The sequence below is a fragment of the Acinetobacter sp. LoGeW2-3 genome (genome assembly GCF_002688565.1).
Classification (GTDB): domain Bacteria; phylum Pseudomonadota; class Gammaproteobacteria; order Pseudomonadales; family Moraxellaceae; genus Acinetobacter.
In genome coordinates this window covers 1,082,804-1,103,617 of the sequence record NZ_CP024011.1, presented here as the reverse complement: position 1 = coordinate 1,103,617, position 20,814 = coordinate 1,082,804, and the positions used below count along the sequence as shown (strand labels likewise).

Here is a 20,814-nt window from a genome sequence, read left to right as displayed (position 1 = left end):
TTTTCATGCCACCATCTCTTGAACCAATTCATAACGAGCATGAGTTCCTACGCCTGAATTATTACATTCGTTATGTTTAACAATGGCATACCCTAAATTTCGTAAACAATAGATAACTGCACTTAGGCGATAACAGTTATAGAGATCAATTGCTTCAGCCTGAGAAAGTGTTTGTCCTAACTTAAGATGATTTAATATTTTTGTTTGATGATTCTGCATAATTAAACCCCTGCCATAGACATGTTGGCATCACGACTTTCAATGCGTGCAGCAATCCATGCATCTACTTCTGACTCAATCCAGGCAACGCGACGTTCGGATATTTGAATCGGTTTCGGGAACGCCCCTTTAGCCATTTCAGCATAGATAGAAGAAGCACCAAAGCCAGTTTTAGCTTGTACCTCTTTACGACGAATTAAACGTAAATTCTTAATTTGTTCAGTTTTAGATAAAATCATCTTAACAATCTTCAAAGATTGCCTAGAGATCAAAAATGAGCAGAGGGGAATACAAAGTCATCAAAAAAAAGACAAAAGTATTTCATCAGTAGATATTCGAAGATCCACTAACGGGCAGGCATTTCTTTACGAGAATTTATAATTCAGATAATATGACCTGACGATATTTTATGTCGTTTAATTAACTTAGTTATTTAATCTGCTTACATTTCTAATCTCTAGACTTGTACCCCGCAAAGGGCAGTGAATAACTTAAGGGTATTGGAACGCCAATTCCTTTACCGCTTCCCTAAAGACTGCTGTTAGGTACGCCAATACCTAAAGCAGTCTTTTTGTTATTGAGCTTATTAGCTTTACCTAATACTCAATGAACGTGTGAAAGATAAACTAATGTATAAAGCCAATCAATCAAAAAATAATTATTCCTTTTATTTATCAGTACAATACACACCATAGGTCAGTTCAAATAATTAGCAAAAACATGCCTTTTTGAGTATTAAATGAACGATTAAAAATCAAGCTTATTTGGTCAATATACTTTGAATATCAAGGTATTTGCCTACCAAAAATATGGGCTGAAAATTTAATAATTTATCCACTATTTAAATGAGCAAAAAACAATCAGTTTGCCTTTGTACCTCCATTAAAAAATATCAAATTTGACTCATAAATCACCGAAAAAACGAAATCACTCCACTTTTGCATCATCTGGATACGTTCATTTGCATACTCAGCTTTGTTATACACAGCACGGACACCAGAAGTTGAGTGATTCAAACATTTCTCGATTGCATCACGATTGAACCCTTGCTCATTCAGGTGAGTGCTCGCCGTTCTACGTAAATCATGAATAGTAAAATGAGGTACATCAGTAAATCTTATTGCTGTTTTTTGAGCAGTGTTCAGCACGTTATGACTGACATGTGTGCCACGTTTTCTTCCAACAAATACATAAGGCTCATCTCTAGCAATAGTCTTAAGTTCTTTTAGAATCTCAATAACCTGGTCTGACATATAAACAATCATTTTTCTACTGTTACCAGTTCTACTGTCTGCCTTTGTTTCTGGAATAAGCCATATCCGCTTATCAAAATCTATATGGGACCATTCAGCTCTCAATAATTCTGATTTTCTCAGCAGCGTAAGTAACGACAACAATAAACCTAGCTTTCTCGCTCTATAGATACGTGAGTCTAAAACAGTGGTATAGAATTTACGGATTTCATCCGTACTTAAATATCTATCTCTGGGCTTACTTTTGAATACATGGCGTGATGGAATTGCCAAAATAGGGTTATAAAGGACCAATCCAAGCGTTACCGCATAATCAAACATACGTTTTAGCAAGCCTCTAACTTGATTAGCTGCTGCGTCATATCCCTGTTCCTTTTTACGCCAAATCACACGACGTACATCTTCTATAGAGATATCTTTAATAGTGATATGCCCCATAAATGGGTAGATATCATTGTTTAAATAAAGAACCATGTTATATGGATCTTTTCTATCTTTCTTAATAACTTCATTTAAATAGCGTTCGCCGTAGTCCTTAAAAAGGATGCTGCTACTTTTTCCTTTTTTTTCTTTATCTTTCTGCTGTTTGGGTGAAATACCTTTAGCCACCATTGCAGCCGATTCATCTCTAATTAATCTTGCATCTTTTAGAGATAGGTCAGGATAACGACCAATAACAAGCCGTTCCTGTTTACCATCGAATGTATAACGATAGTGCCAAGACTTAATACCTGATTCCTTCACCTCAATGAATAAACCGTTATTCAGCTTATCTTTAACTGAATATCTTTTTTCTTGTGGTTTCAGGTTTTGAATCTCTCTATCAGTAGAGAAAAACAAACCGCTTATCTTGGGCATATTTTTAGTCACTCATGCTTAAAAATGGTTTAAATTCGCCACGTAACTAATAAGTGACTAAAAAAATCATAGCACTAGATGACTTAATAGAACATATTGGAATAATAATAAAGCAATAAAAAATCATTAAGCTATTAAAACTTAATGATATTTTATTTAAATTAAAACTTACTGGAATTTATTAGAATATCGGATAAATTTGAAATTACTTTCCGATACAGAACGACCCAAAAATCTTGCCGAGCAGATCATCGGCACTAAAGTCACCGGTAATCTCACCCAAGGCATTTTGCGCAAGGCGAAGTGATTCGGCCACTAACTCACCTGCGTTATAAACAACGAGTTGCTCACGCGCTTCAGCCAAGTACATCTGAGTACGCTTCATTGCATCTAAATGGCGGGTACGGGCAATGAAGGTATCTTCTTCCGGCTGGAAGCCAGCATGCGCTGTAATCGCATCTATGAGCGATTGAACCCCAGTTTCCTGCTTGGCAGAGACGGTAATATGGCGGAAACCTTGAAAATCGCCAATTGTCGCTTCAGCACCGGTCAAATCTGCTTTATTCCCAATCAACATCAGACGTTTCGGTTCAAGATGCTCAGCAAAGTATTCCTGCGCCAATTGTAATGGGTCATCACCCTGACTCAGGTCATATACCAGTAACAACAGATCAGCCTGTTCAATTTCTTTAATGGCACGGCGGATGCCTTCTTTTTCCACGATATCGCCAGTTTCACGCAAACCAGCGGTATCGGTCAGGGTAATTGGCAAACCATTTAAAGTGATTTTTTCGTGTAGGACATCACGCGTAGTACCGGCAATATCAGTTACGATGGCGCGTTCAATTCCGGCTAAAGCATTCAGTAAAGAAGATTTTCCGGCATTCGGCTTGCCAGCAATCACCACCTGCAAACCTTCACGCAATAACTGGCCTTGGCGTGCCGATTGCTGAACTTGGGTCACTGCAGCAGCCACACCATCCAGCAGATTTAAGATCTTGCCATCCGCCAGGAAATCAATTTCTTCTTCAGGGAAGTCAATCGCTGCCTCCACATGTAGACGCAAATGAATCAGCTGTTCTAAAACTGTATTGACCTTGGTAGAGAATGCGCCTTGCAAAGAACGTACCGCAGAACGTGCAGCAGCTTGAGAAGTTGCATCAATCAGGTCGGCAATCGCTTCGGCCTGTACCAGATCCAGCTTGCCATTTTCAAAGGCACGCATTGAGAATTCACCGGCTTTGGCTGCGGTGGCACCGAGTTCCAGCAGACGTGCCAGCAGGGCATTCTGAATCACTGGACCACCATGGCCTTGCAACTCAACCACATCTTCACCGGTAAAGGAATGCGGGTTTGGAAAGCAGATTGCTAGACCTTCATCCATCACTTCGCCCGCTGCATCATAAAACTGACGGAAACCAGCAAAACGGGCTTTCGGCAGTTCTTTCTGGGTCAGGGCCTGGGCAATTTCATAAGATTTTGGACCAGACAGGCGAATCACCCCAACGCCGCCACGCCCCGGTGGTGTCGCAATCGCAGCAATAGTTGTGGTTGGGTTGAGCATAAAATTCACCTGCAGAAGAACAAAAAATACAGTAAAAAAAATCCGCCTAAGATTACCATCTTAAGCGGATTTATTCAGCCCGTCAGTACAACTTAGTTGACTGGCTTTGCCTCATCACGTTGTGCACGGTCTTTGGCAACAGACTTGTTGATCAGTGTTTGCTGCAAGATGGTAATCAGGTTGTTCACGATCCAGTACAGCACTAGACCAGCAGGGAAGAACAGTAAGAATACTGTAAAGATCACCGGCATAATCTTGAACACTTTGGCTTGCATTGGGTCAGTCGGTTGAGGGTTCAATGACTGCTGGATATACATGGTCGCACCCATCAACAATGGCAGGATAAACCAAGGATCCATTGATGATAAATCTTGAATCCACAGCATCCATGGTGCATGACGCAGTTCCACAGATTCCATCAGTACCCAGTACAATGCCAGGAAGATTGGCATTTGCAGTAATAGCGGTAAACAGCCAGCAAGTGGATTCACCTGCTCGCGTTTGTAAAGTGCCATCATCTCTTGAGAGAAGCGCATACGGTCTTCACCGAACTCTTCTTTCATGCGCTGCATTTCTGGCGCAATCACACGCATTTTCGCCATAGAGCGGTAGCTCTTCGACGACAATGGCCACAGGATCAGTTTCACCAGAACGGTCAACAGGATGATTGCCCAGCCCCAGTTGCCCACTAGACCGTGGAAGAATTCCAGACCAACAAACAGCAGTTTAGCGATTGGCCATAACCAGCCATAATCCACAGTCTGGTTCAGACCAGTTGCCAGATCTTTCAGCTCTGACTGAACTTTCGGACCTGAATAGAAGGTCGCATCGATTTCAGCCACAGTGCCTGCGGGTACATTGAAGGTTGGAGAAGTAAAGCCAATGATGTTCATGTCATCAGTTGATTTACGTGACTCAAGCTTCGCAGTATAGGTTTCGCCTTTGCCCTGAGTCAGTTTCAGGTTACCTGGTACCCAAGCACTTACAAAATAGTGCTGGACCATCGCAACCCAACCACCTTTGGCTTCAGTGCTGAGTTTTTCTTCAACAAAGTTGTCAAATTTTAACTTGTTGTAAGTCTCATCCGGTGTACCCCATGCGCCGCCAAGGAATGTACCTAAAGTAAAGATACCTTGGTCAGATTTACCCGGGTCTTCAGAGTTATCACGCTTGATCTGGCCAAACATTTGACCTTGCCAAGCCTGTCCACTGCGGTTTACCACCTTATGGTTCACAACAACTGGATATTCACCTTCAGTGAAATTAAAGGTTTTGATGATTTCGACACCATCAGCAGTCTTGAATACCATTGGCACAGACAGAACTTTTAAGTTCTCGCCATCTTTGTTCTTGACTGCTTTGGCATCATTTAAGGTATAAGCGGTTTTTTCCAGCTCATACATTGGACGGCCACTACGGCTGCTGTCCGGTCCATTTAGACCAACTAAACCAGACTGCGCGACATAAGTTCGTTTCGCATCGCTTTCCAGCATCACGAAAGGTTCATCGCTGTCTTTGTTTTTGTCATGATTGAGTAATTCAACACGAACAATATCACCACCTTTAGGATTAATCCAAAGATGATAAAGGTCAGTTTGTACTGAAATAAGCTGCTGACTTACAGGTGCTGTAGCATCCGTGGCTTGCTGCGCTGGAACATTTGCTTGTGGCACATCAGAAGCGGCTGTCGCCGTCTGAGCATTTGGCAAATCTGCTGACACTTCATGCGATACAACCGCAGCTTCCTGCTGAGGTTGAGTTTGCGCATTTCCATAATCTTTTTGCCACGCCAAAATGAGCAAATATGCGACAACAAACATAGCCCCGAGAATTGCAATCCTGGCCCATTGTTGCATATGTATTACCCCAAGTGGTTAGAGTGATTTTGGTTCAATAAACGATCACGAAAGGGTACAGCAACGTGAAGCGTTTGAGAATCTATTTGCTGAAATGAAATAAAACGAATCGCTTTTGGAGGAACAGGATCATATCCTGAGCTACCCCACGGATGACAACGGCAAATACGTTTAGTAGCCAGCCACACACCACGTACAGCGCCATGTGTATGGACTGCTTCCAAGGAATATTGAGAACATGTTGGAATATAACGACAGCGGGGTCCAAGTAGAGGACTAATCGCAATCTGATAGAAACGTATTAACCAATGCAGTAAACGTACCATTGGCCATCTCTACTTTTGTGGGGAGGGAGCTATTTTTATATGCTTTTTGGCAAGACGGTTGAGTTTCTGCCAGGCAAATTGTAGTTGCTGATGCAATTCGGCATTCGGCACTGTTTCGATACCTACTTTAGGCATCACCACAATATCCAGATCGCTGAGTTGCTGTTGATACAGGCGAAAACTTTCGCGAGCAAGACGTTTTACTCGATTTCGTTCGTGCGCACGGCGCACTTTTTTCTTGGCAACAACTAAACCCAAACGGCTATTGGCCAGTTCGGACGGTTTTGCAAGAAATAAGAAATGGGGTTGATGCACTTTAAAAAGCGCACCATCAAAGACACCTTTATAATCGGCAGCACAGCGTAATCGTAACTCTGTGCCAAAACTATAAAGCGTTGTCATATCACCCAAAGTCGGCGAAGCCTAACTGATTAAACAGTTAAGCTGTGACGACCTTTTGCACGACGGCGAGCTAGAACTTGACGACCAGCTTTAGTAGCCATACGAGCACGGAAACCATGAACGCGTTTACGCTTTAATTCAGATGGTTGGAATGTACGTTTCATGTCGAAACTCCAAAAATGATCTTTCTATGAAGGTCCGCGATTTTAGTGCTCATTGCTTGAGCTGTCAATGCAAAAGCATATTTCTTTTCAAATTAGTCTCAGGCTGGAATTGCCTGATTATTTTCAAATAGTGTAGTCAAAGAGCAAATTAAATAGTTAACCACAATATAAATATTTGTTTTAAAATTAAATTTTAGTTATTAACATCTATATCAACAGATTTATCCACAACACTATACACAATTCAAATTTATATTCTCTCTTTGAATTTAAATTTAAACCTGATCTTAGTTATCCACAGAAAGCTTGAAGCTTATAAATAAATTCAAATTTATAAATTTAAATTTATTATTATTAGGAAGCTGTTTTTCTGTGGAAAATGCATTTTTAACTTTTATAAACATGAATTTATATTGTGGATAAAACTGTTTCTATAATTTTTATACTTTGTGGATAACTTTATGTTATATTTTATCCACAGCTTGCGGATAAACTTATCCACACTGGGTTTTAAATTTGAATTTATGCATGAAAAGTGCTTTTTTGAACGATTGGTGCTGAATTTTTCATGACAGATGTGGATAACTTGGTTAGAATAGCGACCCGCTTTCAAGCGCGGCAAGCTTTTTTGAATGAACAATGGAATGAATAGGGGATTCACATGCTTTGGACAGACTGCTTAAATCGCTTGCGACAAGAGCTCTCTGGAAATGTCTTTACAATGTGGATCCGCCCACTGGTTGCAGAAGAACTGGACGATACACTGCGTCTATATGCACCTAATCCTTACTGGACGCGCTACATTCAAGAGCATCATCTAGAGCTGATCTCGATTCTGGCGGAACAGTTATCTGAAGGCCGTATTCGTAAAGTCGAAATTCTGGTGGATTCCCGTCCTGGTGCGATTTTGTCTGCCAGCGAACAGCCAGCGACCACCACTGCTGCATTAGAATCGCAACCGGTGAGTGCACCTGCACCTCGCCCACGTAAAGAAAAAGAAGAATCGGTTAAAAATAGCCGTAAGCGTCAACTAAATCCTTTGTTTACCTTTTCACTGTTTGTAGAAGGTCGTTCCAATCAGATGGCGGCTGAAACCTGCCGTAAGGTTTTAACGCAATTGGGTGCGTCTCAACATAACCCATTATTTTTATATGGCCCAACTGGTCTGGGTAAAACGCACTTGATGCAGGCAGTCGGGAATGCCTTACTGCAAGCCAAGCCAAATGCTCGCGTGATGTATATGACCGCGGAAAGCTTTGTACAGGACTTTGTCAGCTCTCTACAGCAGGGCAAGGTAGAAGAATTTAAGAAGAACTGCCGTTCTCTGGATCTGTTACTGGTCGATGATATTCACTTACTGGCAGGTAAAGAAGCCAGTCTGGTCGAGTTCTTCTATACCTTTAACGCGCTGCTAGATGAATCCAAACAGATCATTCTGACATCGGATCGTTATCCAAAAGAATTGACTGAATTGGATCCACGTCTGGTTTCACGTTTTTCTTGGGGTTTATCGGTGGGTGTTGAACCACCCGATATTGAAACCCGTATTGAAATTTTACTTAAAAAAGCTGAAAGCAATGAAGTGGATCTACCACGCAACTGTGCACTGTTTATTGCCCAGCAAGTGGTCGCTAACGTGCGTGAGCTTGAAGGTGCACTGAATAAAGTGGTGGCGATTTCCCGCTTTAAAGGTACACCGATTGATCTGGATGTGGTGCGTGAATCACTCAAAGATGTTTTGGCAATTCGTGCCCGGACAATCAGTACTGAAAATATTCAGCGTGTGGTGAGTGAATATTTCCGTATTCCATTGAAAGAACTGGTGGGTCCAAAACGTACCCGTATTTATGCACGTCCGCGTCAGCTTGCAATGGGTCTGGCACGTGAATTGACCGGGGATAGTTTCCCGGAAATTGGTATGGCATTTGGTGGTCGTGACCACAGTACCGTAATGCATGCCTGCGAAAAAGTGCAGAGTCTGCGCGAGGAAGATCCGATCTTCAACGAGGACTATAAAAACCTGCAGCGCCTGCTGCAAAGCTAAGCCAAAACGCTCAAATTCTGCTCTTGCTATGCGGCTTTTTTTGCCGCATAGTACAGTGCTAAAAAATTAACTTTTCCATATTAATCTTCAGTTTTCAGAGGAATGTACCGTGCGTTTAAAAATCGCGAAAGAGAGCTTACTGAATGTTCTATCACATGTCGTAGGAGCGGTTGAACGTCGCCATACCCTAAACATTCTGTCTAACCTGAAAATTCAAGTGACAGCTCAAGCATTAACGGTGACCGGTTCAGATCTTGAAGTGGAACTGGTGGCGAGTACTCCTCTGAATGAAGGTGCTTGTCTGCAAGCCGGTGAAACCACTGTTCCAGCGCGTAAGCTGATTGATATCTGTAAATCTCTGCCATCTGCCGCGTTGGTGGATCTGCAAATTACTGAAGATCAGCGCTGTATCCTGAAATCTGGAAACAGCCGTTTTGTATTGGGCACTTTGCCAGCTGAAGACTATCCATTACTGTCAACTGAAAATAGCCAGGGCACGCAAGTCACTGTGACTCAACGTGAACTGAAACGTCTATTTGAAAAGACGGCTTTCGCGATGGCGGTTCAAGATGTACGTTTCTATCTGACCGGTACATTGCTGGAAATTGACGCGAACCAGTTACGCGCAGTGACAACTGATGGTCACCGTCTGGCACTGTGTGAAACAGCTGCGCAATCGACTGCAACTCAACCGATTCAGGCGATTGTGCCACGTAAAGCTGTAGGCGAATTACAACGTCTACTGAGTGTTGAAGATGATCAATTATCATTGCTGATCGGCCGTGAATTGTTGAATGTCACTATTACCGTGCCAAGCCGTGATAAAGAGCAGGGTGATACGACTGTACGTTTCACCACAAAACTGATTGACGGTAAATTCCCGGACTATCGCCGTGTGATTCCACGTGGTGGTGACAAGCATGTGATCATTGCCCATGACGTATTCAAGCAATCTTTACAACGTGTTGCGATTTTGAGTAATGAAAAACTGCGTGGCGTATTCCTGAACTTTAATGCGGATTCGTTACAGCTTCGTGCCAATAACCCGGAGCAGGATGAAGCGATTGAAGATCTAGCCATCCAGTATGCAGATGCGCCAATGGAAATGTCTTTCAATGCACAGTACTTGCTAGAAGTTCTGGGTGTGTTGGATGGTGATGATGTATCCATGAGCATGACTGAAGCGAATCAGTCTGTGCTGGTTCAGGATCCTGCACATACTGACCAGACCTATGTGGTGATGCCGATGCGCGTTTAAGCGGCGGCATTCAGGCACAAGTAAATCATGCACATTACGCGTTTGCATATCGAGCGTGTACGAAACTTAAAGACGGTTGCTCTCCAGGGATTGCAGCCGTTTAACGTTTTTTATGGTCAGAATGGTTCAGGCAAGACCTCTATTCTGGAAGCCATTCACCTGCTGGCCACAGGGCGTTCTTTTCGTACTCATATTCCTAAAAATTACATTCAGCACAGTGCCTCGGATGCGATTGTATTCGCCCAATCGGATACCGAAAAAGTCGGTATGCAGAAAATGGCCAGCGGCGAACAGCTGATTAAGGTGAATGGCGATCTGGTTGCGACTCAGGGGCAACTGGCCAAGCTGTTGCCACTACAACTGATTGATCCACAAAGTACCGATATCATCGATCATGGTGCCAAGCCGCGTCGCCAGTTGTTAGACTGGTTAATGTTCCACGTGGAACCAGAGTTTTATCATGCCTGGCAGTATTACTCGCGTGCCTTGAAACAGCGCAACAGTCTGCTGAAGTCCAAACGCTATCTGAGTCTGTCTGAACTGGAACCATGGAACCAGATGCTGAGCCAGTATGGTGAGATTCTGCATTCGCAGCGTGTTGGTATTATCGAGCAATGGAAAGTTTTCTTTGAAGAAGACTTGAGGCACCTACTGCCAGATCTCAGCATTAGTCTGGATTATAGCCCCGGTTTTCATGCTGAAACGGGATTGTTGAATGACCTGACGAATCATCATGAGCGGGACGTTGAGAGACGCTATACAGAATACGGTCCACATCGCGCAGATTTGCGCCTGAAGACCCCTCTGGGGGATGCAGATGTGATCCTGTCTCGCGGACAGAAAAAGCTGCTGCTGATGGCGTTAAAACTGTCTCAAATTGCAATGCTACATTCTTGTAATAAGGAAACTGTGGTATTATTAGATGATCTGACAGCAGAATTAGATTTAACCGCACAACAACGTTTAATTGAGCGATTGAGCCAACTTGGTAGTCAAGTTTTTATTACCACTTTAGACCACGAATCAGTACAAAAGCATTTACATGATTTGTCTATCTCATATCAGTTATTCAATGTTGAAAACGGTGTCGTTCACGTTGTTGTGCAATAGTATTTTAAAGTTTTACCCATCTTTGGATAGACCTATTTTTCACTAGGGAGAAACCATGAGTTCAGAAGATCAAGCTGCTTCTCAACCAGAACAAACCATTGAAAAGGCTTATGATTCCTCTAGCATCAAGGTATTACGTGGTTTAGACGCTGTACGTAAGCGTCCGGGCATGTACATTGGTGATACAGACGACGGTACAGGCTTACACCACATGGTTTTCGAGGTGGTTGACAACTCGATTGACGAGGCGCTGGCAGGTCACTGTGATGAAATTTTAGTGACTATTCATGAAGATGAATCTGTGTCGGTAGCTGATAACGGCCGTGGTATTCCAACCGATATTCACCCTGAAGAAGGCGTGTCTGCAGCAGAAGTAATTCTAACTATTCTGCATGCCGGCGGTAAGTTCGATGACAACAGTTATAAAGTTTCTGGTGGTCTGCATGGCGTAGGTGTGTCGGTTGTAAACGCATTGTCAGAAAAGCTCGAGTTAACAATTCATCGTGCGGGTCATATTCATCAACAAGAATACCGTCATGGCGATTCACAATACCCGCTAAAAGTCATTGGTGATACCGACCGTACCGGTACCCGTGTACGTTTCTGGCCAAGTACTGAAACCTTTAGCCAGACCATTTTCAATGTCGATATTCTGGCGCGTCGTTTACGTGAATTGTCATTCCTGAATGCTGGTGTACGGATCGTATTGCGTGATGAACGTATCAATGCCGAATATGTATTTGACTACGAAGGCGGCTTGTCTGAATTCGTGAAATATATCAATGAAGGCAAAACCCATCTGAATGATATTTTCCATTTCACTGTGCAAGCTGAGAACGGTATTGGGGTTGAAGTTGCTTTGCAATGGAATGATTCTTATCAGGAAAATGTACGCTGCTTTACCAATAACATCCCGCAAAAGGATGGTGGTACCCATTTAGCCGGTTTCCGTGCTGCACTGACCCGTGGTTTAAACAACTACATGGACAGTGAAAATATTCTGAAAAAAGAAAAAGTTGCTGTTTCAGGTGATGATGCACGTGAAGGTTTGACTGCAATCGTATCGGTGAAAGTGCCTGATCCGAAATTTTCGTCACAGACCAAAGAAAAGCTAGTGTCGAGTGAAGTAAAAACTGCAGTCGAACAGGCCATGAATAAGTCATTCTCTGAATATCTTTTAGAGAATCCGCAAGCAGCGAAATCAATTGCTGGCAAGATTATTGATGCAGCCCGTGCTCGTGATGCAGCGCGTAAAGCACGTGAAATGACACGCCGTAAGAGCGCACTGGATATTGCAGGTCTTCCAGGTAAACTGGCGGATTGTCAGGAAAAAGATCCAGCATTGTCTGAACTGTACCTAGTCGAAGGTGACTCTGCAGGTGGTTCGGCAAAACAGGGCCGTAACCGTAAGATGCAGGCCATCTTGCCACTAAAAGGTAAAATCCTGAACGTAGAACGTGCGCGTTTCGACCGTATGATTTCATCTGCTGAAGTCGGCACGCTGATTACTGCACTCGGCTGTGGTATTGGTCGTGAAGAATACAATCCGGACAAGCTGCGTTATCACAAAATCATCATCATGACCGATGCTGACGTCGATGGTTCACATATCCGTACGCTGCTGTTGACCTTCTTCTTCCGTCAAATGCCGGAACTGGTTGAACGTGGTCATATCTATATCGCGCAGCCACCGCTGTACAAACTGAAAAAAGGCAAGCAGGAACAGTACATTAAAGATAATGATGCGCTGGAAACTTACCTGATTTCGAATGCGATTGATGAGCTTGAATTACACATCAGTGCAGATGCCCCTGCGATTCGCGGAGATGCTTTAGCGAATGTGATTGCGGATTACCAGACATCGCAAAAAAGCTTGCATCGTTTAACGGTACGTTATCCTGCAACATTGCTGGATGGTCTGTTGGCGCTTGAAGCATTTAAACTGGATCAGGCCACTGATCTGGATTATGTCGAAAACTGGGCAATGCAACTGCGTCAACATATCGAAGACAAGCAACCAAGCCTGCGTCCTGAGCTAGGTATTGAAACCTTCGAGAAGGAAGATGCAGAAGGCAACAAGTCTGTGACTTATCTGCCCCGTATCACGATCTATATCCATAACCTGCCACATGCGTATCTGCTGGATGCTGGTCTGTTGGGTTCAAGTGAATATGCACGTTTATTAAAGAACTCGAAGAGCTGGTTTACGCTGCTTGAAGACGGTGCTTACCTGCAAAAAGGCGAGCGCAAGATTCTGGTGAATAGTTTCCATGAAGTATGGCAGCACATCCTGCAAGACTCACGTCGTGGCATGATGATTCAACGCTATAAAGGTCTAGGCGAGATGAACGCGGATCAGTTGTGGGAAACGACTATGGATCCAGAAAACCGTAACATGCTCCAAGTGACTGTACAGGATGCAATTGAAGCAGATCGTATGTTCTCTTGCTTGATGGGTGATGACGTAGAACCACGTCGTGCCTTCATTGAAGAGAATGCACTGAACGCGGATATCGATGCATAACTGATACACAATACACTTAAAAAAGCACCTTCCGGGGTGCTTTTTTATGAGCAATTTATGCTAATGTCATTTTAATTGGTCAGCTTATTCAGTCGCTGATCAGTGATTTTTGGCACCAAATCTGGTGATTTTTATATGCAGTATTTATCTGATTTGAGCCAACCTAGAGTAATAAAGAGGTTTATCCATGGATAGCCAGCTTGAACAAGTCCGTGAAATTTGGGCCAATGCATTCTACACTGGTGATTATGATGTGCTGCGTCAGTATGAGCATGAAGACTTTAAAGTGGTCTTTGAGCAGAAAAACCGTGTAGAAACCAGTTATGTCCGCTATGACCGGATTGCGCATGCGGTGAAGAATGGGGTCTGGAAACCACATAAGCCTGAAGTAGAATATGAAGAGTATGAATACAACGAGGATGAAACTGAATGCTGGGTGGTAACTGGTTTAGCGGAAGATAAACACCGTATTCAGGAGTTGTGGCGTTATGAGGATGAATGGAAAATTATTGAGCTTCGATTCCTAAAATCCTATACTTTCAATCAGTTAAGAAAATAATAATAAATATAGCGATAAATAAAGAAATTATATGTGAATAGTATTGTTTTTAAATAAGCTCAAAGCTTGATCAATAGTGTGGATAACTCAAAAGTTATCCATATTTATTTGTGTGAATAAGAGAGTATTTATCCACAATAAGGTTACTCAAAAATTAATTCTTAGCTTTCAAATTTAAATTTAATCCCTAGTAACTTGTGGATAAGTGTTTTTAAATTTAAAATAGCGTTTTAAATTTAAATTACCCGCTAGTATTGGATAGCTTCTTTTAAGTCGGACCTTCAGCATGGATCGGTTTAGATGGTAGTTTTATAAGAAGTTTAAAATAAATATTCTATAAAATAGTCACTTATATGCTTAATGTAGTTTTATTTAATAATCAGCGTGGAACATATTTTGCTTGAAAAATTTGAGATGTAGTTAAACTACATAATTATTTTAATAATCAAGTGAACTTTCATTTTTATTTTAAAATCATTGATTTAAGAATTTTAACTACTCATTTCTTCTTTGGTTTACCACTTTGAATAAGTCCTAAGATTTAATGTTTGAAGAACTGTTTATAGTTAGTTAGATAGCGTGGAGCAGGAACTCAATAACTTTTGCTAGATTGAATTTTCGGTAATTGAGACCGAGAAAAATATGTCATTTGATTCATGATGGATACATATAAAAAAGCGCCTCAATAGGCGCTTTTATTCTTTGAGCACTTTTTATGGTGTCAAGATGATCTTACGACAGTCTTCTTCACGTTTATCAAAGATCCGGTAACCTTCAGCGGCATCGGACAGGTTCATACGGTGAGTAATGATCACTTCAGGGGAGAGGTTGCCATTTTCCACATGTTCAAGCAGTTCTGGCAGGAACTTGTGTACATGGGTTTGTCCCATTTTAAAGGTGAGACCTTTATCAAAAGCATCACCAAACAGGAAACCATGGATTGGACCGGCATAGACACCTGGCACACTAACCACACCGCCACGGCGAACGGCAGCAATACATTGACGCAGCGCGAAACCACTTGATCCCTCAATTTTTAAATTGGTCATCACCGTTTCCAGCATACTGCCTTTAGCCTCAAAGCCAATCGCATCAATCACGGCATCAACACCACGGTGGCCCGGGGTATTTTCAATGATAAATTCAGCAGCATCGACTTCATCAAAGTTCACAGGAATTGCACCATAAGTCTGATGGGCAAAGCGCAGGCGGTAAGGGTGGTGATCCACCATAAAGATCTGTTCAGCACCGAGCATACGGGCACACGCTGCGGACAACAGACCAACCGGACCGGCACCATAAATCGCGACTGTGGAGCCACGGGTTACCTTGGCATTGGTCACTGCCTGCCAGGCAGTCGGTAGAATATCGGTCAGGAACAGGACTTTCTCATCCGGTAATGAGCCTGGCACTTTAAAAGGACCGACATTACCTTTAGGTACACGGACATATTCAGCCTGACCACCTGGCACACCGCCATACAGATGGCTATAACCAAACAGGGCAGCACCGGGTGGAATCTGTTTCTTGTTAATAATCGCACCACGACCGGTATTGGTATTTTCACAGGCGGCAGTCAGTTCATGTTCACAGAAAAAGCAGTGACCGCAGGCAATCACGAAGGGAATAATCACCCGGTCACCCTTTTTCACTTCAGTCACTGCAGGACCGACTTCTTCCACAATACCCATGAATTCATGGCCAAAAATATCGCCTTCTTCAGTGGCTGGAATTTTCCCACGATAAAGATGCAGATCTGAACCACAAATTGCGGTAGCTGTTACCCTTAAAATGACATCATCTGCTTCCTGAATCACTGGATCTGGAACAGATTCAACTCTTACATCCCGACTACCATGATAGGTCAGTGCACGCATACGGATTTCCTCTCTAGTTCAACATTAAAACAGACTCATATAAGGCTGTTGATGATTTAAAAGCCTTTTTATTAGAGCCTTATAACCCGACCTAGAGCTGTAAATTAATGTATGAAATAAGGAACCCGACTGTTTAAAAAATAAGCTTATATAGGATTTGCGTAATTCACGACAAAATATGTCAAAAATCGGGTAAATGAATAGGAAAGCTAGGAAGTCTAAGAAAGCTAATATTAGAAGAGTTTTATTAGAAAAGAAGAATACATAAATCCATAAAAAAGGATCAGTGACAATCGCCGCTGATCCTTAAATATTTATGCCAATTCTAAAATTAGCTCTCCTGGAAAGATTGCTCCAACTCTTCTAATTCCATCATCAGTTCCAGCATCTGTTCCTCAGCGGTTTCCAGTTGAGCTTTTAGTTCAGTCTGCTCATTCATCAGCTTGAGCAGTTCATCCTTACGTGCTGCATCATATAGACCGCTATCTGCCAGTTTTTCTTCAATTGCAGCAAGTTTTGGCTGTAATTTGCTAATCTGGCTTTCACATTTTTCAATATTTTTACGAATCGGACGGGTCTGCTCACGCTGGCGAGCCGCTTCCTTACGTTGTGCCTCTTTATCCACTTTGCTTGGTGCAGGTTTCACTTCAGCTTGCTGGGCCTTCACCACATCCGCAGTTTTAGGCGCATTTTTCAATAATTCTGCACGTGCCTGACGTAACCACTCGGCATAAGCCACCAGGTCACCATCAAATTCAGTACATTTACCATTATGAACCAGCAACAGCTCATCACAAACACTGGCAATCAGTTGACGCTCATGCGAAACCAGAACTACTGCACCTTCAAAATCCTGTAATGCCATAGTTAAGGCATGACGCATATCCAGGTCCAAATGGTTGGTCGGTTCATCTAGAATCAGCACGTTTGGGCGCTGCCATACAATCAGAGCTAGGGCCAGACGGGCACGCTCACCGCCTGAGAAACTTTCACTTGGCGTATCCATACGTTCACCGCTAAAGCCGAAGCTGCCAAGGAAAGAACGCAGGCTGGCTTCACTGATTTTTGGATCAGCAATCCGTGCCAGTTGCAGCATTGGGCTGGCACTGCCATCCAGAGCATCCATCTGGTGCTGGGCAAAGTAGCCAATATTTAACAGTTCCGAGTCTTTACGCAGACCTTTAATTAAAGGCAAATCACCAACGAGCGATTTGATCAAAGTCGATTTACCGGCACCATTCATCCCCAGTAAACCAATGCGGCTATTCGGGGTAATTTGCAGGCTGACATTGCGTACAATCAGTTTGTCACCATAACCGATATCAGCATTTTCCAGCTGTAGTAGCGGTGAACTCATTTTGGTCGGTTCACGGAAGCTGAAGGTAAATGGCGTATCGACATGTGCGACAGAAAGTTCCTGCATACGTTCCAGCTGTTTGATCCGGCTTTGTGCCTGTTTTGCCTTGGTGGCTTTGGCTTTAAAGCGATCAATAAACTTTTGCAGATGGGCACGCACTTCAAGCTGCTTTTCATAGGCCTGTTGCTGCTGTGCCAGACGTTCGCTACGAGTACGTTCAAAAGTTGAATAATTACCGGTATAAAGCGTTAATTCCTGATTTTCAATATGCAGGATATGGTCGGTAATGGCATCGAGGAAATCACGGTCATGCGAGATTAGCACCAACGTACCTTCATAAGCTTTGAGCCAGTCTTCCAGCCATAAAATGGCATCCAGATCCAAGTGGTTGGTTGGTTCATCCAGTAACAGCAGGTCAGAACGGCTCATCAGGGTACGCGCCAGATTCAGACGCATACGCCAACCACCCGAGAAACTGGCAACATCCAGCTCGGATTGATAATCCATAAAGCCCAAACCGGCCATTAGCTGAGAAGCCTTAGACGGTGCGGCATAACCGGAAATTTCATCAAAACGGCCATAGAGGCGTGCCAGTTCAGTATCATCCAGCTGATCAGGATGGTTCAGCTTTTGTTGTATATCCCAATATTCTTCATCGCCAGACAGCACGAAATCAATCGCCTTCATATTTAAAGCTTTGATTTCCTGTGCCATATGCGCCACGGTCCAGACCGCAGGACGGCTCAGGGAGCCTGTGTCGGATTCAATCCCGCCTAACAGTGCTGAGAATAGGGTTGATTTACCGGCTCCATTGACACCGGTCAGGCCAATTTTCCATCCAGGATGCAATTGCATGGAGGCTTTCTGGAAAAGGATGCGTCCACCGCGGCGTATGGTTAACTGATCTAACTGAATCATGGAGCTGTACTGACATTCGACAAGAAGAATGGCGCTATTCTAAAGGAAAGCCCATCAAAATAAAAAAATCTTGCTGGAGAATTCACAGGATCCTGCAATTCATCCGTAACATGGATTCATATTTTTAAATCTATGTTTAAATAGAACAAGTATTTTCAATGAAATAACAAGATGATATTGAAAGCTAACTATCGATAAAAAATGACCAAGAATAAAAAGAGTGAAGCAAAATGAAAAAAGGATCTTTAATTTTAGCTGCCTTGACTGCACTTGCCTCAAATATGAGTTTTGCCAAAGTAGATATCTGTGTCTTTGACTTGTTGGGAAAGTCTGGAGAGTCTTATAAGCTATTAGAAGAATGGCAGTTGGCCAGCAAGCAGTGGGGCACTGATGTCCAGTTGATTGCTTATCAGGATGAAGCCAAGGTTGATCAGGACTTTAAAGCCGGCAAATGTGATGGCTTGTTTATGACCTCTATGCGTGCTCGTGCCTATAATAAATTTGCTGGTTCGATTGATGCGATTGGCGGTGTTCCCAGCAATGATATTGCTATGAAAGCCATTAGCTATGTGCTGGATCAACGCAATGCTAAACGTTTAGTGTCCACCATAGGTAAAGACAAGTTTGAAGTGGCTGGTATCGTGCAAATTGGTACGGCGTATATTTTTGTACGCGATCGTGGCGTGAACAAGATTGAACATGTCAAAGATAAGAAATTCGCCGTCTTGCATTATGACTATGCCCAAAAAATTATGGTGGACCGGATTGAAGCTGTACCTGTGATGTCGGAAATTTCTAATTTTATTCGTCGTTTTAATCAGGGTGAAGTCGATATTGTGGCTTCACCCGCCTATGCCTTTAAACCTCTGGAAATATATAAGGGCCTCGGTAGCAAAGGCGCGATGATCAAGTTTCCTGTGGTCAATGTCACGGCAGATTTAATTATCCGTCCTAATAAATTTTCGGACAAATTTGCAGAACAATCCCGTAGCTGGTTTATCAAACAGTTGCCCAAAACTATTGCTACGGTCAAACGTATGGAAGCGGAGATTCCTGGCAAATATATGCATAATTTAAGCCGTGAAGATTATACAAGTTACCAGAAAATTCTCCGAGATGGCCGCATCCATCTAACCAGCCAGGGAATTTATGACCCGAATATGATGCGGGTATTGAAACGCGCACGCTGTACCGTAGAACGAACCAACTTTGAATGCTCATTAGGTGGAGAATAGTCCACCTATGTGTTTGTTTGTAAATTGGATTAAAAAAATGTAAATCTTTTAGCTTCCAGATAAATAGCTAAAAAATTGATATCTATACATTTTCTTAAACTAAGAATGTGAATAGAGGACACATTTTGATAATAGGGGACAAACTGCCTGATAATAATGGAGTAAATACTCTATTCTTTTTAAAGAAACTTGCTAATATTTGTCACAAGTATGGAAACCCCATCGAATAACAAGATTTTGCAGGGATTATTACAATGAAAAAAACACTTCTGACCTTAGCCGCATTTTCTGCCTTTGGTTTCGCTGGTACAGCACAAGCACAAAAAGTCGATATTTGTGTGTTCGACTTACTCGGTAAATCGGGTGAGTCTTTCCAGATGGCTCAGGAATGGGCACTGGCAGCAAAATCCTGGGGAGCAGAGATCAATCTGATTGCCCGTCAGGATGAAGCAGTTGCAGACAATGACTTTAAAGCAGGTAAATGTGACGGCGTATTTATGACGGCGATGCGTGCACGTCAATATAATAAATTTGCCGGATCTATTGATGCGCTGGGCGGCGCGCCAAGTAATGCCATTGCACAACGTGCGATTACTTTTGCTTTGGATAAACGTAATGCTGCCAAGATGGTCAGTAATTTAGGCGGCAAAAAATATGAAATCGCTGGTATCGCGCCACTAGGTTCTGCATTTATCTTTGTGCGTGACAAAAACATCAACTCGATTGAAAAAGCGGCTGGTAAAAAGTTTGCCGTACTGGGCTATGACGATGCGCAAAAAATCATGGTGCAGCGTGTAGGTGCACAGGCAGTGGTATCTGATGTATCCAACTTTGTGGCCAAGTTTAATAACGGTCAGGTGGATATGGTGGGTGCACCAGCTTATGCCTATAAACCGTTAGAGATCTATAAAGGTTTGGGCAATAGTGGCGCGATGTTCAACTTCCCGGTGCTGCATGTCACTTCAGACTTCGTAATCCGCCCTGACAGCTTCCCGGCAGGTTTCGGCCAGAAGTCACGTGACTGGTTTATCAAACACTTGCCGAAGAGTATTGCGATGATTAACCGTCTGGAAGCAGGCATTCCAGCCAAATATAAAATGAACCTAAGTGCAGAAGATAAAACCAAGTATCAAAAAATGCTTCGCGATGGCCGTATGGATATGACCAAGCAGGGAATCTATGATGCTTCGATGATGAGTGTACTGAAACGTGCCCGCTGTTCTGTCGATAAGGCAAACTTCGAATGCTCACTACCGGGTGAATAAGCTGATTTTAAACGAAAAAAAGCCT

Annotated in this window: 17 protein-coding genes; 7 read left to right on the top strand and 10 right to left on the bottom strand. The window is 42.9% G+C overall.

The genetic code is table 11. The features are described 5' to 3' along the window. Positions 1–3 precede the first annotated feature (3 nt). The 8 genes from BS636_RS05285 to rpmH form a co-directional block, all read right to left on the bottom strand. Entirely contained in the window at positions 4–219 is a 216-nt protein-coding gene (locus BS636_RS05285; protein WP_099337843.1) for a helix-turn-helix domain-containing protein, read from the bottom strand. A gap of 2 nt (positions 220–221) precedes the next feature. Then, a complete protein-coding gene (locus tag BS636_RS05280; RefSeq protein ID WP_099337842.1) occupies positions 222–458 on the bottom strand; it encodes a helix-turn-helix transcriptional regulator in 237 nt (78 codons plus the stop codon). Between the two features lie 621 nt (positions 459–1,079). Further along, positions 1,080–2,330: a tyrosine-type recombinase/integrase gene (locus BS636_RS05275; protein ID WP_099337841.1), complete on the bottom strand. Its 1,251-nt coding sequence runs from the start codon at positions 2,328–2,330 to the stop codon at positions 1,080–1,082. 205 nt (positions 2,331–2,535) lie between these two features. Next, entirely contained in the window at positions 2,536–3,894 is a 1,359-nt protein-coding gene (mnmE, locus tag BS636_RS05270) for a tRNA uridine-5-carboxymethylaminomethyl(34) synthesis GTPase MnmE (RefSeq protein ID WP_099337840.1), read from the bottom strand. A 92-nt stretch (positions 3,895–3,986) separates the two neighbouring features. Then, positions 3,987–5,750, bottom strand: coding sequence for a membrane protein insertase YidC (gene yidC / locus BS636_RS05265; RefSeq protein WP_099337839.1), 1,764 nt, complete (start codon positions 5,748–5,750; stop codon positions 3,987–3,989). Between the two features lie 5 nt (positions 5,751–5,755). Next, positions 5,756–6,076: a membrane protein insertion efficiency factor YidD gene (yidD, locus tag BS636_RS05260; protein ID WP_099337838.1), complete on the bottom strand. Its 321-nt coding sequence runs from the start codon at positions 6,074–6,076 to the stop codon at positions 5,756–5,758. Positions 6,077–6,085: 9 nt separating this feature from the next. Beyond that, positions 6,086–6,478 (bottom strand): ribonuclease P protein component, encoded by a 393-nt coding sequence (gene rnpA / locus BS636_RS05255; RefSeq protein WP_099337837.1) that lies wholly within the window; start codon positions 6,476–6,478, stop codon positions 6,086–6,088. Between the two features lie 29 nt (positions 6,479–6,507). After that, entirely contained in the window at positions 6,508–6,642 is a 135-nt protein-coding gene (gene rpmH / locus BS636_RS05250) for a 50S ribosomal protein L34 (protein WP_000831329.1), read from the bottom strand. A gap of 661 nt (positions 6,643–7,303) precedes the next feature. On the opposite strand from rpmH, the gene dnaA reads away from it, so the two are divergent. From dnaA to BS636_RS05225, 5 genes are all read left to right on the top strand, one after another. Next, positions 7,304–8,686 carry a chromosomal replication initiator protein DnaA gene (gene dnaA, locus BS636_RS05245; RefSeq protein ID WP_099337836.1) on the top strand — a complete coding sequence of 461 codons (1,383 nt, stop codon included), beginning with the start codon at positions 7,304–7,306 and terminating at the stop codon, positions 8,684–8,686. A gap of 109 nt (positions 8,687–8,795) precedes the next feature. Then, positions 8,796–9,944: a DNA polymerase III subunit beta gene (gene dnaN / locus BS636_RS05240; RefSeq protein WP_099337835.1), complete on the top strand. Its 1,149-nt coding sequence runs from the start codon at positions 8,796–8,798 to the stop codon at positions 9,942–9,944. Positions 9,945–9,971: 27 nt separating this feature from the next. Continuing rightward, positions 9,972–11,054, top strand: coding sequence for a DNA replication/repair protein RecF (gene recF / locus BS636_RS05235; RefSeq protein ID WP_099337834.1), 1,083 nt, complete (start codon positions 9,972–9,974; stop codon positions 11,052–11,054). A 55-nt stretch (positions 11,055–11,109) separates the two neighbouring features. Then, the gene (gene gyrB / locus BS636_RS05230; RefSeq protein WP_099337833.1) at positions 11,110–13,578 is read left to right on the top strand and encodes a DNA topoisomerase (ATP-hydrolyzing) subunit B; all 2,469 of its coding nucleotides are present in this window, start codon (positions 11,110–11,112) and stop codon (positions 13,576–13,578) included. 187 nt (positions 13,579–13,765) lie between these two features. After that, the gene (locus BS636_RS05225) at positions 13,766–14,137 is read left to right on the top strand and encodes a hypothetical protein (protein WP_099337832.1); all 372 of its coding nucleotides are present in this window, start codon (positions 13,766–13,768) and stop codon (positions 14,135–14,137) included. Positions 14,138–14,850: 713 nt separating this feature from the next. On the opposite strand, the gene BS636_RS05220 is transcribed toward BS636_RS05225, so the two are convergent. Both BS636_RS05220 and BS636_RS05215 read right to left on the bottom strand, forming a co-directional pair. After that, complete coding sequence (locus BS636_RS05220) at positions 14,851–16,014, bottom strand: zinc-dependent alcohol dehydrogenase (protein WP_099337831.1); 1,164 nt, start codon at positions 16,012–16,014, stop codon at positions 14,851–14,853. 331 nt (positions 16,015–16,345) lie between these two features. Next, a complete protein-coding gene (locus BS636_RS05215) occupies positions 16,346–18,289 on the bottom strand; it encodes an ATP-binding cassette domain-containing protein (protein ID WP_099337830.1) in 1,944 nt (647 codons plus the stop codon). A 230-nt stretch (positions 18,290–18,519) separates the two neighbouring features. Here BS636_RS05215 and BS636_RS05210 point away from each other — a divergent pair, with 230 nt between their 5' ends. Together BS636_RS05210 and BS636_RS05205 are read left to right on the top strand one after the other, a co-directional pair. Further along, positions 18,520–19,524, top strand: a complete 1,005-nt coding sequence (locus tag BS636_RS05210) for a putative solute-binding protein (protein WP_099337829.1) — start codon at positions 18,520–18,522, stop codon at positions 19,522–19,524. Positions 19,525–19,778: 254 nt separating this feature from the next. Beyond that, positions 19,779–20,789, top strand: coding sequence for a putative solute-binding protein (locus tag BS636_RS05205; protein ID WP_099337828.1), 1,011 nt, complete (start codon positions 19,779–19,781; stop codon positions 20,787–20,789). Positions 20,790–20,814: the final 25 nt, after the last annotated feature.

Excerpts from the sequence above, each read along its gene's own strand:
- rpmH (WP_000831329.1), bottom strand. The coding sequence starts at position 6,642 with ATGAAACGTACATTCCAACCATCTGAATTAAAGCGTAAACGCGTTCAT.
- BS636_RS05275 (WP_099337841.1), bottom strand. The coding sequence starts at position 2,330 with ATGCCCAAGATAAGCGGTTTGTTTTTCTCTACTGATAGAGAGATTCAA.
- mnmE (WP_099337840.1), bottom strand. The coding sequence starts at position 3,894 with ATGCTCAACCCAACCACAACTATTGCTGCGATTGCGACACCACCGGGG.
- BS636_RS05215 (WP_099337830.1), bottom strand. The coding sequence starts at position 18,289 with ATGATTCAGTTAGATCAGTTAACCATACGCCGCGGTGGACGCATCCTT.
- BS636_RS05220 (WP_099337831.1), bottom strand. The coding sequence starts at position 16,014 with ATGCGTGCACTGACCTATCATGGTAGTCGGGATGTAAGAGTTGAATCT.
- gyrB (WP_099337833.1), top strand. The coding sequence starts at position 11,110 with ATGAGTTCAGAAGATCAAGCTGCTTCTCAACCAGAACAAACCATTGAA.
- dnaA (WP_099337836.1), top strand. The coding sequence starts at position 7,304 with ATGCTTTGGACAGACTGCTTAAATCGCTTGCGACAAGAGCTCTCTGGA.
- BS636_RS05280 (WP_099337842.1), bottom strand. The coding sequence starts at position 458 with ATGATTTTATCTAAAACTGAACAAATTAAGAATTTACGTTTAATTCGT.
- BS636_RS05205 (WP_099337828.1), top strand. The coding sequence starts at position 19,779 with ATGAAAAAAACACTTCTGACCTTAGCCGCATTTTCTGCCTTTGGTTTC.
- BS636_RS05210 (WP_099337829.1), top strand. The coding sequence starts at position 18,520 with ATGAAAAAAGGATCTTTAATTTTAGCTGCCTTGACTGCACTTGCCTCA.
- BS636_RS05285 (WP_099337843.1), bottom strand. The coding sequence starts at position 219 with ATGCAGAATCATCAAACAAAAATATTAAATCATCTTAAGTTAGGACAA.
- yidC (WP_099337839.1), bottom strand. The coding sequence starts at position 5,750 with ATGCAACAATGGGCCAGGATTGCAATTCTCGGGGCTATGTTTGTTGTC.
- rnpA (WP_099337837.1), bottom strand. The coding sequence starts at position 6,478 with ATGACAACGCTTTATAGTTTTGGCACAGAGTTACGATTACGCTGTGCT.
- recF (WP_099337834.1), top strand. The coding sequence starts at position 9,972 with ATGCACATTACGCGTTTGCATATCGAGCGTGTACGAAACTTAAAGACG.
- BS636_RS05225 (WP_099337832.1), top strand. The coding sequence starts at position 13,766 with ATGGATAGCCAGCTTGAACAAGTCCGTGAAATTTGGGCCAATGCATTC.
- yidD (WP_099337838.1), bottom strand. The coding sequence starts at position 6,076 with ATGGTACGTTTACTGCATTGGTTAATACGTTTCTATCAGATTGCGATT.